Raw genomic sequence first — 14,089 nt, forward strand, 5'->3', positions numbered from 1 at the left:
AGCGAGCAACAGAAGGCGGCGGAGGCCATCGGGACATGAGATCGATCGGAAGGCTCGGGAGCGCCGCTGCCTGCGGGTTCGTCATGCTGTGCGCGGGCGTCGCGTCGGCAGCCAGCGCGCCGTCCTGGGAGAGCGTGCCGCCCATGATCACCCCGCGGGGCGAGCACACGGCCACGGTGCTCCAGGACGGCAGGGTGCTCGTCGCGGGTGGATACCCGGAGGTGGACGAACCGCCGTACACGACGAGCGGAGCGATGAGCCTCCAGGCCGTCGAGATCTATGACCCGGCGACCGGGACATGGTCGCCCGCGGCGCCGCTCCTCCAGGCCCGCAGCGGACACGCGGCCGTCCTGCTGCCAGACGGCCATGTCCTCGTGGCCGGCGGAAGGGCGAGGAACGCACAGGCGCAGGGAACGTCCCTGTCTTCGGCCGAGATCTACGACCCGTCGACCGACACCTGGACGCCCGCGGGGTCGTTGTCGATAGCCCACCCCGCGCCCTCGATGATGCTCGCCGGCGGCAGGCCGGTGCTCGTCGGGCTGGCCTGGCAAGACGTCTACGACGAGTTCGATGGCCAGTTCGTGCTGCACTATTACCAGAACGCAGCCATCTACGACCCGGCGTCGCGCGGCTGGACGGACCTACCGCACTGCAACGCCGTGGACCGGTGGTTGAGGCTGCCTTACAGGCCCCAGCCTGTGAGCGCGACCCTGCTCAACGACGGCCGCGTGATGGTGGCCGGAAGCGGCTGCAGCGTCTATGACCTGGAGACCCGGCTCTGGACCTGGGAGCAGGGCGCCGTGAAGCCGACGACCGAGTATGGGTATCCCGGCGCGACGACGCTGCCGGGAGGCGGGGTCCTGGTCGTCGGAGGCACCTTCCCCGCCAGCCTGGACCCGGAGATTCACGCCTTCTCGCAGCTCTACCTGCCGCAGGACGACCGCTGGGAGCCGACCCCCGGGCCGTATGCGCCGGCATCGAGCCCGTGCGGGTGGGATACCTCGAGTATCCAGGGGATGCGCACCTCGCTGCTCCCGAGCGGAAAGGTGCTGTTGACCGGAGGCGTGGAGCCATGCAGAGCCGTTGGTTCGACAGCGAACCTGGTCCCCTTCTATGCGACCCAGGCGCTCTTCGATGAGGCGACCGGCTCCTGGTCGAGCCTCGACCTGGCGCCGCCCGTGACCATGGCGCGCGCCTACCATTCCTCGACGCGGCTCAACGACGGCAGCGTGCTGATCGCCGGCGGCTACGTCGACGCCGCGACCGCCACCGCGTCTGCCGTGCTCTTCCGCGAGCGCTCGGCGCTCGGCGAGGCCTGCGACACCGACAGCGACTGCGGGAGCGGCTTCTGCGCGGACTCGGTCTGCTGCGACGCGGCCTGCGCCGGCCCCTGCGACGCCTGCGCGGCCGCCTCGGGCGCGTCGCAGGACGGCGTCTGCACCCCTCTCACAGGCGTCGCCTGCGACGACGCGGACGCGTGCGTCGCCGGGGGTCTCTGCGAGGCGGGCGCATGCGTCGGCGGCGCGCCCGCGCCGGACGGGACGCCGTGCAGCGACGGCGACGTGTGCTCCGCGACGAGCGCTTGCGAGGGCGGGGCCTGCGTGGGGTCGAGCCTCGCGGTGTGCCTGCCGGTCGACGGCTGTCATGAAGCGCCGGTGTGCGACCCCGCGGCGGGGTGCGCGGCGCCCGCGTCCGCGAAGCCGGACGGTACGCCCTGCGACTTCGCCGGTTCCGCAGAGGGTTGGGAGGTGACGGGGCGGATGGGCGTCCTCCTCAACCTGCCTGCGGCCACGCTGCTCCAGGATGGGACGCTCCTCATGATCGGCTTCGGCGAGACAGGGAATCCGCCGCGGGCGGGCGATGTCTGGCTCCGCTACGACCCGAGCACGGGCTCGTGGCAGCCCCCCGAGAAGTTGAACGCGGCGAGGCGCCCGTCGAAACTCGTGTCGCTTCCGGACGGGACGGCGCTGGGGATCGCCGATAGCGTGCTTCGGCGCCCCGCGCAGACGGTGCGATTCGACCCTGCGACACGACGGTGGACGCCGGCCGCGCCCACCATCGTGTCGCGCCAGATGACCGACGCGACGGTCACGCCGCTTACGGACGGCCGGGTGCTCGTCGCCAGCGGCGACGGCGACGTCTTCAGCGGCGGAGAAAAGGTCGAGATCTACGATTCCGCCACTGACACGTGGACCCTGGCAGCGCCCATGAACGTTCCGCGGAGCCGCGCCAGGGCGACGTTGCTGCAGGACGGCAGGGTCCTCGTCACCGGCGGTGACAGGAGCTCCCAGAAGATGAGCGCGGAGATCTACAGCGCGGCGACCAACACGTGGACACGCGTCGCCTCGATGCGCTGGAGTCGCAGCTCGCACGCGGCAACGCTGCTTCTGGACGGCCGGGTGCTCGTCGTCGGGGGACGAGGAGGAAGCAGCGGAGGCGACATGAAGACGGCCGAGATCTACGATCCGGCGAGCGACACGTGGACCTCGACGGGAGAGATGGTCGAGCTACGGGAGAACCCCAGCGCGGCGCTCCTCGCCGACGGCAGGGTCCTGGTGATGGGCCTCCCGTCCGTATCCCGAGCCAACGACGGTGCCTTTGCCGCCGAGCTCTACGACCCGGCGAGCGACACCTGGACGCTCGCGCCGGCGCTGGACGTGAGGGCTCAGAGCGCCGTGATGGAGCGGCTCCACGACGGCCGCATCCTGATCGCCGGCGGCGGCACGACGTATCAACGTCTCGACAGTGCGTGGCTCTATGTCACAGCGCAGCCGGCGTCGCCCGGGACGTGCCAGAGCGGCGCCTGCGTGCCGGGCGAAGGCGGGGGCGAGAGCGCTGGCGCGGGGGGCGGCAGCGACGGCGCCGGCGGCAGCACCACGGGCGAAGGCGGCGGGGCTGTGAGCGGCAGCGGCGGCGCAGACGGCACGGCCGCGGGCGGCCACGGCGGCGGCGACGACAGCAGCGGCGGCGGCGGCGCCGGCGGCGCCGGCGGCGACGCCAGCGCTGGCGTCGGTGGCAATCCAGGCGGCGTCGGTACCAGCAGTGGCACCGGCGGCGGCGCCAGCGGCGGTGTCGGTGGTAATCCGGACGGCGGCGGCGGTGTCGGTGGTAATCCGGACGGCGGCGGCGCCAGCGGTGGTGTCGGTGGTAATCCGGACGGCGGCGACGCCAGCAGCGGTATCGGTGGCAATCCGGGCGGCGGCGCCAGCGGCGGTGTCGGTGGCAATCCGGACGGCGGTGATGCCAGCAGTGGCGTGGGTGGCAATCCAGGCGCCGGCGGCGGCGATGCCAGCAGTGGCATCGGTGGCAACCAAGGCGGCGGAACCAGCGGCGGGGGCGACACGGGCGCCGGCGGCGAAGGCAGCGCAGGCGGCACGGCCACAGGCGGCCAAGGCGGTGACACCAGCCATCAAGGAGGCGCCACATCCAACACGACCGGCGCTGGCAGCGATGACCCCACGACCACCAGCGCCGGCGCGACGGGCACGCAGAGCAGCGGCGGCGGCGATCTCCCGAACGCAGGCGGGGGCGGCGGCTGCAGCATGGCCAATGGTCCTCGGGAGGCACCGTCCTGGTTGCTCGCCCTCGCGGCGCTCGCCGCCACGCGGCTGCGTCGGCGCCTCGTAAGGCCCCGCCGCACCGCCTGAGTTCTCGAGAGCACGTGTACAAATCGCCCCCTGGCTCGTCACCACGCCCGCGGATCATTTCGTCCTCGCAAGAGCCGGGCGCACGGCGATGACCGACGCCGGGCGCGCGCCCGCAGGGTCGTAAGCCTCGCGTCGGCTCCCTCGAGTCCGGTTGACTCGACTCGATGACTCATCGACCATGTCGTCATGGTCCCCTTCGTTGCCTTCGTTCCGCTGTCGAACTGGCTGCGGGGCTTCGATCGCTACGGAATGCGTTACTCGAAGGCGTTGATCCGCGAATCGACCTCCCGGACGCTTTTTACATGCTGAAGGAGGACGAGCCCTTTGCGCCCGGTCTCGCGAAGGCGCGGAGGCTCGTGATGAGGCTCGGGCGGCCGAAGGATCGCGTCGTGGGGCTGCGAGCGCGGCTCCCCATCGGGCGCGACGCGATGCGCCCGAACGACGTGACGGGCACGGGCATCGGCTGGCGCTGGCCGTCGAGCGAGATCCCCTTGAGCGGCGTGGCGTGGGTCGATGCGCATGGCGCCCTCGTGCCCACCCGGCACGAGGAGATCACCGCGGAGGCCTTTCGCCTCGATGACGCCGGCCTCATCGACTGGGCGAAATGCCGGCCGCGGAGCGTCTCGGTGCTGCCCGTCGCGAATGCCTGCCAGGCGCGTTGCGCGTTCTGCTTCTCGAAGGCGAGCGCCTCCGATCTCCCGCGCCAGCGGAGCGCCACGCTGGAGCGCTACCTCGACTGGGCGAAGCGCGCGAAGGGACGCGGCGCCGAGCGCGCCGTCATCACCGGCGGTGGCGAGCCGACGTTGATCGAGCCCGAGCGGCTCCGCGCGCTCGTTCGTGGCCTCTCCGAGCTGCTCCCGAAGGTCCTCCTCATCACGAACGGCGCGCGCGTCGATCTCGCGCAGGTCGAGAGGCTCCGGGACGCCGGGCTCACCACCCTCGCGGTGAGCCGGCACGGGGTGACGCGCAAAGACGATGCGCGCATCATGGGGCTCGAGGTCGACTCCGGCGCGCTGGGCGGCGCGCCGGGCCTCCGCACGCGGGCCATTTGCGTGCTCCAGCCCGGCGGCGTCGATGACGCCGCGAAGGTGCGCGCATACCTCGAACGCAGCGCCGAAGAGGGGTTTCAGGAGGTGTGCTTCAAGGAGCTCTACATCTCGAGCCTCTCGGAGAACCCGTGGGCGCCGAGCGCGGCCAACCTGTATTGCGAGGCAAACCAGGTGCCTCTCTCGCTCGTGCTCCACGCGCTCGCGGGCCTCGGCTTCGAGAGATGCGCGGAGCTCCCCTGGGGGAGCCCGGTCTTCGAAGGAACCGTGGGAGGCCGCATGCTCCGCGTGGCTGCCTACACGGAGCCATCGGTCGGCTGGGAACGGACGCATGGTCTCGTCCGCTCGTGGAACGTGATGGCCGACGGGTCCTGCCTCGCCTCCCTGGAAGATCCGAGCTCCACGTTATGAAGCACGAAGCGTTTCTCGCGCACCGCGCCGAGCTCAGGGCCTCCCGTCCTTCGCTCGTCGATCTCTCGGAGCTCAATGTTTACCGGAGCCTCGCGCGTTTCTTCCCGGCCATCGCGCCCTCGACCCACCCCGAGGCGTCGTATCGCTGTCACCTCGCGGAGCGATTCCTCGCGCACCTCGAGCTCCCGCAGACATTCAAGCCCCGCACGCAGGTCAGCCACGGTATCCGTCGTTCGCTTCGCGCGTTGTTCGAGCTCCTCGCGAAGCGGGACGCGCGCGTCGGTGTCCCCGCCGACGTCTACCCCGTCTACCAGCAGCTCGCGACCGAGGCGGGAGCGACCCTCGTCCCGTGGGATGCACGCCTCGGGTTACCTGTCCTCGACGGGCTCGACGCGGTGTTGATTTGCGAGCCCCTGAAGCCGTGGGGCTCGCACCTGTCGCCGCTCGAAGCGGCCCAGCTCCGGCGCTGGACGCGCGCGGACGAGCGGCGAATGCTGATCCTCGATTCGGCCTATGCGATGCCGCCGACGGAGCAGGCGCGGGCGCTGCTCGACGACGAGAGCGCGATTCTCCTCACCTCGCTGTCGAAGGGCTGGCTGATCCCGGATCACGCGGGGCTCTGCGTCGTGCCCGCGCGTTTTCAGAAGGAGGCGCGGGACGCCTTCGCGAAGCTGCAGAAGGACGAGCCGCGGATCCGCATCGCGTACGCGGCGCTCACCGAACATGCCTCGCGTCCGCGGGAGGTCGGCGCGATCCTGGTCGAGCGCGCGCGCAGGCTCGACGCGCTGACGGGCGCGAGGCCCGATCTGAGAGCTTTCCAGTGCATGGGCTACTTCGCGATCGCGGCGAGGTCGTTCGGGGAATTGCTCGAGCTCGGCATCCTCGGCGTGCCAGCGCCGGTCTTCGGCGGGCCCGAGGACCTCAGCGTGCTCTCGAGCTTCGAAGGCAAAGAAGCCCGCTGAGCCACGGCGTTCGAGGCATGGATGAGTTGTTGATACCGCGCCACTCTTCCAGGAGGAAGGCGGATCGTGTAAGGAAGCTTCTGTCACTTGCGACGAGCGGCGCTTCGCCCTCATCGTCGACTCGCTTCGGAGCGAGCGACGTGACTGATGGCGCTCGGGCCGCATAGGTGCGCAGTGCGACATGACCGCTCCCCTCACCTTGACGACGCCGATCTCTCGCCCAGGCCTCGACGGCCTGGCACGGGATCTGACGCGGCGCGGGGGGACCCGGTGTCCGTGGCCGTCACGCTGGCGAGGGGATCAGGATTTGGATGCGTCGGTCGACGCCGCCCGTTGCGACCGCGTGATTGGCTCAGCCAGCCAGCTCGCCGCTCGGCTTACGCCGCGTGGCGATGTATCCCTACCCGTTCGTCGACACATCCCCATAATACCCCCGCCGCAATCGACATGAATGTAGAGCTTGAGCGGCGCCTCCCGGCGCAAGGGGTCGACCACGACGGGGAACCGGCCCACGGGAAAGTGGAGCAGATGTACGTAGCGCTCGGCGCGGCGGGTCGCCAGAGGTAGTCGGATACCAGCACCGCGTCGTCCGGGTAAAAGTCGGCGCCCGCGACGACGAACCCGGCCTCGCTCGGCGGGTGGCACGAAGAACCATGCACACGCGCGCGGAGCTGGGCTTGCCGGAGCCTCTCGCCAGCGTCGCCAGGGGGACCCGACGCACCTCGGAATCCAGACCTGCTCTCGACGGCCACCCCATTGCGAGTGGTTGCAAGTGGCATAAGTTTACCATGAGGTGCTCCCGAGCCGATGGGTGTACCAGATCTGGAGTTGACGATGAACAAGGATATAGACGAACCCTTTCACGCTGCGGCGGCGCCGTGTGGCGATGAATCCCACGAGATCAACCTTGCTACGCTGAACCCTGACCCGGAGCACATCCGGAAGATCCAGAAAGAGGCGGTAAAGTCGGCCATCCTGTCGGTCGCCGCTCTGCGCCAGGGTCGGGGGCGCCACGACTCGCTCACCCTCAGCGAGTTTACTCAGTTCGCCTCCGCGCCGACGCCCGGCGTGCTGCCAGAGGGCTAGCGACAGTGGCATAACGAGGAAACATGCCGCCTCTGAGGCTGAGAACGGCGCGCGTCCGGGACGGCAACAGGCGCGGCCCAGGACGCAGGCGTCGTTGTCTTGAGTCCGCTTCCTCGCAGCCACCCTCATCGTGGAGAACGGCTGAAATGGCATCCACCGTGAGATTGCCCCTTGCAACCGACCAAGCTCATGCCGTGCCCATATCGACCTATGTGGTGAAGGTGGTGAGCCGCTGCAACCTCAACTGCAGCTATTGCTACATGTATAACCTGGCGGATCGGACCTACGTGTCCCAGCCCGCGGTGATGCGCGAGGACGTCACGGCGGCGTTGTCGAAGCGCATCGTATCGCACGTGGCACGGCACGGTATCCCGACCGTCCACGTCATCCTGCACGGCGGAGAGCCGCTCTTGCTCGGCAAACGCCGCTTCCGCGCGTGGGTGGAGCACGTCAGGGGCGCGCTGGAGGAAGGCGGCGTCTCCTCGCGCTTCAGCGTCCAGACCAACGGTGTGCTGATCGATGACGAGTGGATCGATCTCTTCGCGGATCTGTCCATCAACGTGGGCCTCAGCATCGACGGCCCGAAGCCCTTTCATGACCGCCACCGAGTGGACCACCAGGGCGGCGGGTCGTTCGACGACGTCGTAGCGGCCATCCGGCGCCTCCAGGCGCACCCGAGGGGGCCTGGAGTCTTCGCGAATGTACTCGCTGTGATCAACACGGACATCCCACCTCGGGAGATGTTCGATCTGTGGAAGTTCCTCGACGTTCCGGGTATGGAGATCAACCTCCCGCATGCCAACCATGAAAATCGTCCGCCCATGGGAGCAATGTCGTACGGGGACTGGATGATCGAGCTCTTCGATCTCTGGTTCGAGCAGAATCGTTCTGATCGACACGTGCGGTATTTCGAGAACATCCTGCGCCTCTTGTTCGGGCATCCGATGAGCACTGACAACATCGGTGGAAGACCTGCGGGCGTGATCGTCGTCGAGACCGATGGCGGCATCGAGCCGACCGACGCGTTCAAGTGCTGCGAGCACGGGCTCACGAAGCTGGGTATCAACGTGCTGCACAATGAGTTCGATGATGCGCGTCGCTCGCCGATCGTTCGCGCGATGCAGGACGGCGTCACGGCGCTCTGCGCGACGTGCCACGCCTGCGATCTGCGGGATGTGTGCGGAGGCGGCTACATGCCGCATCGCTTCAGCCGGGAGCGTCGGTTCGACAACCCTTCCGTGTACTGTGAGGACCTGCAGAAGCTCATCCGCCATATCCGTCAGCGCGCCATCGAGTCACTGCCCCCCGAGCTGATCGCAACGGTCCGCCAAGACGCGGTCTGCCCCTGAAGGAACAGACCCACGCCCGCCGGTGAAACCCGGCCGCCCACGGACCTGACGCGCAAGGCAGGCCAGGGCCCGCTCGACCACGCTCACGGGCGAGAGAGCCCTGACGAAAACACGCACTCACAAGAACTCGCTGCCGGGGATGGGGGCGCGTGAAGTGCGCAGGTAGTTGATTGGCATGTGATCGGCCAACGAGTAGCGAAACAGGAATTGCCTGCGCAGGAGGGGGGGCACGAGCCTCTCCTTGACCCAGTCCACGGCCGGGAGATCGGGGAGCAGGCCGCGAACGGAGAACTGCTCGGCGAGATAGCCCCCAAGGCCGCTGAGTAGTGCACATCCCCCAATGCGCGCCTGGCCCACCGGCCTCCCATTGCTGGTCCAGCCCTGGGGCGTAGACCTGTACTCCTGACCGAAGTGCTCGAAGGTCCCTGCCGTGCGCGGCGGCAAGTGCGGCATCACGTCCTTTCCGTAGATGTGCCGGAAGAGCTTGTTCCCGAACTCTCCCTGGAAATGCCTTGCGAAGGTCGGGTCGCCGACCATCGGCTGGCCGAATGTGTAGATCCCGCGCAGTAGCGGTCGCAGCTCGCGGAGCTCCTCTTCCGTGTGGATCAGCGCCGCCGCGAGGACGGCCAGCGAGCCGCCCAGGCTGTGGCCGGTGAGATAGAGCGCCTCCAGCTTGTACCGGAGTGCCTCCTCGAGCGCCTGCACCACGGACAGCAGCTTCGCCTTGCTGAGACGTCGGGCGCCATGTTCCAACACGTTCGACGCTTCGCCGCAAGATGCAGAATTATCCACGTTCCAGGACTCCGGAGGGCAGCGCCTGCTCACCGCAACGCGCTGCATTGTGTGACAGATGGATTCGCCGTTCTTGGCGGCAATAAGGAAATCTTTCACGCGCGGCCACACCGGCATGATGCCGGTATGAAAGCCCCCATGCACGCGTCCTGCGGCGTGGAACGGCTCCGGGGCGATGTTGATGTTTGCCAACCAATTGATATTGAGGTATGGCAGGATCTGTGATCCGCGGAAACTGATAATTGCCACCCGTCCATCCCTGCTCTGGATGAAGTGTACGAGTGCATCCAGGAGGAGGCTCTGGTTCTCAAGGGCGAGTGTGACACCAATGCACGGTAATCTGGCTCGGTCCATCATCCTGACAATTTCCTCGTTGCTCGAGTATGCCCACATCGACGCGGTGGCGAGGACAGATGCGGCAGTGTGGTCGTATGCGCCTGGTCTTACGTTCGCGAGAGAGTCGACGAGGTCAACGGCTCTCGTGCTCGCCGCAGCAGCCGCCGCCCACTCCTCCGGAAAATGAGCGATTGCGCGCTGCAGAGTGTTAGTGACACGGTCCTCAACGCGTAGGTTCGGCACGCCATCGCCAGGCCACAAATGCTCGTTTTTCATCGCTCACCTCATCCCTCATCTCTGCTCGGCCGGCATTCGCTATGGAAGCTGCAACGAGCACGCGCCCCGCCCGGGGACGCGCGTGCAGGCGCTCGGAGGCCCGTTCGCGCGATCCGCACCTCCCATCACTAGCGCTCATCGTGCGCTGGTTCGACGCGCACAGCCGCCTTCGCGCCGACGACGCGCCCCGCGCCTACCAGCGCCGGTGAACCCCACACATCAAACTACCACCGCCTCCCCCCTCTGCAACCATCTGAGCGCGGCGGCGGCTTGCGGAGAACCTCCCAGGTCTCCCGACGAGAAGACGTGCGCACCCGCACCAGAAGGTCACGCGCGCTCGCAAGATATGGAGGAACGAAAGACCAGGTCGATTCGAGGATACGAAGGGTGGAGCGCCACGCGCGCCTCGGGTCACAAAGTGCCCCTTGGACGAAGCGGCTACCTGGCGGGTTGGCTTTGCCGCCTCTCCTGGCGTCCGCGCGGCGCTCAGCGCACCCACGCTGCGCTCCACCCGATCTGCGATCGAGCGCCTTGCCTCATCGCCCATGAGCTGCCCGCCACGCCCCCGTCGGCCGCGTGGCGCGCGCCGGGCGAGGGGACAGGACGGAAGGAGATCGACACGCTCGTTATCTCCTCATCTCGTTCCCGCGTCTCCTCCTGCGCGCCGATCACCACTGATCGGAGCGGCTGGCAGCAGGCGCCAGTCCAGACTGTCAAGCCTTTTCGGCAACACCCTGGACGACCGAATTTGGCCCCATCCCTCCCCTCCTTGTGATCCAATCCGAGACGCTGGTCGCAGGCGCCGCATCCTGCGCCCTGCCCGCGTCTGCCTATGGCCGAGGTGCTCGCCGCATCGCTCGCGTTCCCTGCCGTGATCTTCACGGTCTTGCTCGCGCTCGCGCTCATCTACTGGCTGTTCGTCCTCCTCGGCGCGCTCGACCTCGACCTGCTCGGCGGCGCCCATGGCGACGCCGCGCCCGACCTGGGCGGGCTCGAAGGCGCCGCCAAGGGCGCGCTCGAGGGCGCCGCCAAGGGCGCGCTCGAAGGCGCCGCCAAGGGCGCGCTCGAAGGCGCCGCCAAGGGCGCCGCGGAGGGTCTGGCCGACGGTGCCGACGGGGCCGACGGCGCGCACGGCGTCGGCTCGCTGCTCGCGGCCCTGGAGCTGCACCGGGTGCCGGCGACCGTGACGCTCTCGCTGATCGCGACCTTCGGCTGGTTCACGAGCGCCCTGTCGACGGTGCTCCTCGGGCCGCTCTGGCTCGGCTGGGGGCTGCCCGGCTGGACGCTCGGCCTCGCGGTGCTCGCGGGCTCGCTCGTCGCGGCCGTGCTCTTGACATCGCTCGCGGTGCGGCCGCTCGGCCCGCTGTTCGTGACCCGGCACGCCCAGTCGAAGAAGGATCTCGTGGGCCGCGTGTGCGTCATCTCCACCGGGCGCGTCGACGAGCGCTTCGGCCAGGCCACGATCGACGAGGGCGGGGCGAGCCATATCCTCGACGTCCGGTGCGACACGCCCGGCGCGCTCCGCCGGGGCGACCGCGCGCTGCTCGTGAGCTGGGACCCGGACCGAGAGGTCTTCGGCGTCGAGCCGCTCGACGCCCTGCTGGGCCCTCCCCCTCCCCTGGCCGAGCGGGGTGCGTCCCGCATGGAAGCTCGCCCGGCCGGCGTCGAGGAGGAAGAAGCGCCCGCGGCGCGCGCAGCGGACGAGCGGCAGCGCCGCGGCTGAACGCCGGCGTGGGCGCCGCGGCTGAACGCCGGCGTGGGCGCCGTGGCTGAACGCCGCTGTCGGGCAGACGGTTTCGTGTACGCTCGTCCCCGAGGGGGCGTCAGTCGGCCCCCGACCCGGCTCTGAGCGGGCCTGGACGTCCGACCCTCACCGACGTGAACGCGGGGGCTGGCGCCCTCCCCTCCACCGAAACGCGAAGGAGCTCCGCGTGCCCACTGTGACCGTCCCCTTAATCATCGTCCTCGTCGGCGTCCTCGCCTTCGTCGCCCTCGGGATGCTGGTGATGTACGCCAAGTTCTACCGCCAGGTGGATCAGGGCAAGGCGCTGATCATCAACACGAGAGGCCAGGACCCCATCGTCACCTTCACGGGGACGCTGGTGCTGCCTATCATCCACCGCGCCGAGTACATGGATATCTCGGTCAAGACGATCGAGATCGACCGGCGCGGCAAGGAAGGCCTCATCTGCAAGGACAACATCCGCGCGGACATCAAGGTCACCTTCTTCGTGCAGGTGAACAAGACGCAGGACGACGTGCGCACGGTCGGGCGGACCATCGGCTGCGTCCGCGCGTCGAACCCGGAGACGCTCGAGCAGCTCTTCGCCGCGAAGTTCTCCGAGGCGCTCAAGACGGTCGGCAAGCGCCTGAACTTCGAGGACCTCTACAAGGAGCGGCAGAAGTTCAAGGACGACATCATCGACGTCATCGGCAAGGACCTGAGCGGGTTCGTGCTGGCCGACGCGGCGATCGACTACCTGGAGCAGACGCCCATCGACCTGCTCGACAAGGACAACATCATGGATGCCGAGGGCATCCGGAAGATCACCGAGCTCACGGTCGCGCAGAACGTGCTGACGAACGAGCTCCGCCAGAAGGAGCGGATGGAGATCGGCAGCCAGAACCTGAACTCCGACGAGGCCATCTTCCGCTTCGATCAGCGCCGGGCCGAGGCCGAGGCGAAGAAGAACAAGGAGATCTCGGTGGCGCAGGCGCGCGAGCAGAACGAGGCCGCCCGCATCACGAGCGAGGAGCGCAAGAAGACGGTGCTCCTCCAGGAGAAGAACGACGAGGAGGCCTTCGTCGCCCGGGAGGCGAAGGAGCGCGGCGTCTCGGTCGCCCAGAAGAACAAGGAGCGAGAGGTCGCGGTCGAGACCGAGCGCGTCGAGAAGGCGCGTCAGCTCGAGATCGTGAGCCGCGAGCGCGACGTGATGCTCCAGCAGATCGCGCGCGAGAAGGAGATCGAGCTCCAGAAGAAGGACATCGCCGACGTGGTCCGGGCGAGGATCGCGGTCGACAAGACGGTGGCCGAGGAGGAGGAGCGCATCAAGGACGTGCGCGCGGTGGCCGAGGCGACGCGCCTCAAGGACGTGACGCGCATCAACGCGGAGGCCGAGGCGCAGGAGCAGCTCGTCAAGCAGCTCAAGGGCGCCGAGGCGAGCGAGGAGGCGGCGAAGTTCCGGGCGCGCGAGAGGCTCATCACGGCCGACGCCGAGCTCGAGGCGAGCGACAAGGCCGCGCGCGCGAAGATCCGCCTGGCCGAGGGCCTGCAGGCGGAGTCCGCGGCCGAGGGGCTGGCGCGCATCCGGGTGAAGGAGGCCGACGCGCAGGCGATCGAGAAGCAGGGGTTCGCCGAGGCGCGCGTGACGCTCGAGAAGATGAACGCCGCCGCCGCCGGCGAGGAGAAGCAGGGCCTCGCGCGGGTGATGGTCAAGGAGGCCGAGGCGATGGCGATCGAGAAGCAGGGGCGCGCCGAGGCGCTCGTCGCCAAGGAGCGGCTCCTCGCCGAGGCGGCGGGCATCGAGCAGAAGGGGCTCGCGGCCGCGCGGACGCGCGAGGCCGAGGCGCTCGCCCTGGAGAAGACGGGCCTCGCCGAGGCGACCGCGATCAAGCAGCGGCTCCTGGCCGAGGCGGCGGGCACGGCGGAGAAGGCGGCGGCGATGAAGGCGCTCGACGGCGTCGGGCGCGAGCACGAGGAGTTCCGCCTCCGGCTCGAGAAGGAGCGGGCGGTGGAGCTCGAGTCGCTGCGCATCCGGGCCGAGATCGCCAAGGCGCAGGCCGAGATCCTGCACGGGGCGTTCGAGCACGCGAAGATCAACATCGTCGGCGGCGACGGGGCGTTCTTCGATCGCTTCGTCAAGGCGGTCACCCTGGGCCAGTCGGTCGACGGGCTGGTCGACCAGAGCGCCACGGTGCGCGCCCTGGCCAGCGACTACCTGAACGGCAACGCGAGCGTCACGGAGGACCTGAAGCAGCTCGCCGCGCACGGGGGAAGGCCCTCGGACGGCACGCTGTCGGGGATGCTGACGTCGCTCCTGCCGAGCGCCGACGCCGACGGGAAGAAGAAGATCGAGGCGCTGGCCCAGAAGGCGCGTGAGCTCGGCATCGACGAGCTCGTGAAGCCCCGCCCCCCGCGCGCTTGAGCGGCGCTCTCCCGCCCGGGAGACGGTAGGGGGGTGAGA

At 69.0% G+C, this 14,089-nt stretch carries 8 protein-coding genes; 7 read left to right on the forward strand and 1 reads right to left on the reverse strand.

The features are described from left to right. Positions 1-35: 35 nt before the first annotated feature. The 5 genes from WMF19_RS29700 to WMF19_RS29720 all read left to right on the forward strand — a co-directional run bounded on the left by WMF19_RS29700 (position 36) and on the right by WMF19_RS29720 (position 8,501). Positions 36-3,647: a kelch repeat-containing protein gene (locus tag WMF19_RS29700; RefSeq protein ID WP_437893442.1), complete on the forward strand. Its 3,612-nt coding sequence runs from the start codon at positions 36-38 to the stop codon at positions 3,645-3,647. Between the two features lie 302 nt (positions 3,648-3,949). Next, positions 3,950-5,104, forward strand: a complete 1,155-nt coding sequence (locus WMF19_RS29705; protein ID WP_437893443.1) for a radical SAM protein — start codon at positions 3,950-3,952, stop codon at positions 5,102-5,104. Then, complete coding sequence (locus WMF19_RS29710) at positions 5,101-6,066, forward strand: hypothetical protein (protein ID WP_437893444.1); 966 nt, start codon at positions 5,101-5,103, stop codon at positions 6,064-6,066. The genes WMF19_RS29705 and WMF19_RS29710 overlap by 4 nt, the downstream gene beginning before the upstream one ends. 834 nt (positions 6,067-6,900) lie before the next feature. After that, positions 6,901-7,152: a hypothetical protein gene (locus WMF19_RS29715; protein WP_437893445.1), complete on the forward strand. Its 252-nt coding sequence runs from the start codon at positions 6,901-6,903 to the stop codon at positions 7,150-7,152. 146 nt (positions 7,153-7,298) lie between these two features. Next, a complete protein-coding gene (locus WMF19_RS29720) occupies positions 7,299-8,501 on the forward strand; it encodes a radical SAM protein (RefSeq protein WP_437893447.1) in 1,203 nt (400 codons plus the stop codon). Positions 8,502-8,618: 117 nt separating this feature from the next. On the opposite strand, the gene WMF19_RS29725 is transcribed toward WMF19_RS29720, so the two are convergent. Then, positions 8,619-9,905: a lipase family protein gene (locus WMF19_RS29725; protein ID WP_437893448.1), complete on the reverse strand. Its 1,287-nt coding sequence runs from the start codon at positions 9,903-9,905 to the stop codon at positions 8,619-8,621. 832 nt (positions 9,906-10,737) lie between these two features. Here WMF19_RS29725 and WMF19_RS29730 point away from each other — a divergent pair. Together WMF19_RS29730 and WMF19_RS29735 are read left to right on the forward strand one after the other, a co-directional pair. Beyond that, entirely contained in the window at positions 10,738-11,628 is an 891-nt protein-coding gene (locus WMF19_RS29730) for a glycine zipper family protein (RefSeq protein WP_437893449.1), read from the forward strand. 208 nt (positions 11,629-11,836) lie between these two features. After that, positions 11,837-14,050, forward strand: coding sequence for a hypothetical protein (locus tag WMF19_RS29735; protein WP_437893450.1), 2,214 nt, complete (start codon positions 11,837-11,839; stop codon positions 14,048-14,050). Positions 14,051-14,089: the final 39 nt, after the last annotated feature.

The organism is Sorangium sp. So ce124, from assembly GCF_051525235.1.
GTDB lineage: Bacteria > Myxococcota_A > Polyangia > Polyangiales > Polyangiaceae > Sorangium > Sorangium atrum.

Bases quoted from the DNA above. Each gene is read 5' to 3' on its own strand.
- WMF19_RS29705 (WP_437893443.1), top strand. From the start codon at position 3,950: ATGCTGAAGGAGGACGAGCCCTTTGCGCCCGGTCTCGCGAAGGCGCGG.
- WMF19_RS29715 (WP_437893445.1), top strand. From the start codon at position 6,901: ATGAACAAGGATATAGACGAACCCTTTCACGCTGCGGCGGCGCCGTGT.
- WMF19_RS29710 (WP_437893444.1), top strand. From the start codon at position 5,101: ATGAAGCACGAAGCGTTTCTCGCGCACCGCGCCGAGCTCAGGGCCTCC.
- WMF19_RS29730 (WP_437893449.1), top strand. From the start codon at position 10,738: ATGGCCGAGGTGCTCGCCGCATCGCTCGCGTTCCCTGCCGTGATCTTC.
- WMF19_RS29700 (WP_437893442.1), top strand. From the start codon at position 36: ATGAGATCGATCGGAAGGCTCGGGAGCGCCGCTGCCTGCGGGTTCGTC.
- WMF19_RS29725 (WP_437893448.1), bottom strand. From the start codon at position 9,905: ATGAAAAACGAGCATTTGTGGCCTGGCGATGGCGTGCCGAACCTACGC.
- WMF19_RS29720 (WP_437893447.1), top strand. From the start codon at position 7,299: ATGGCATCCACCGTGAGATTGCCCCTTGCAACCGACCAAGCTCATGCC.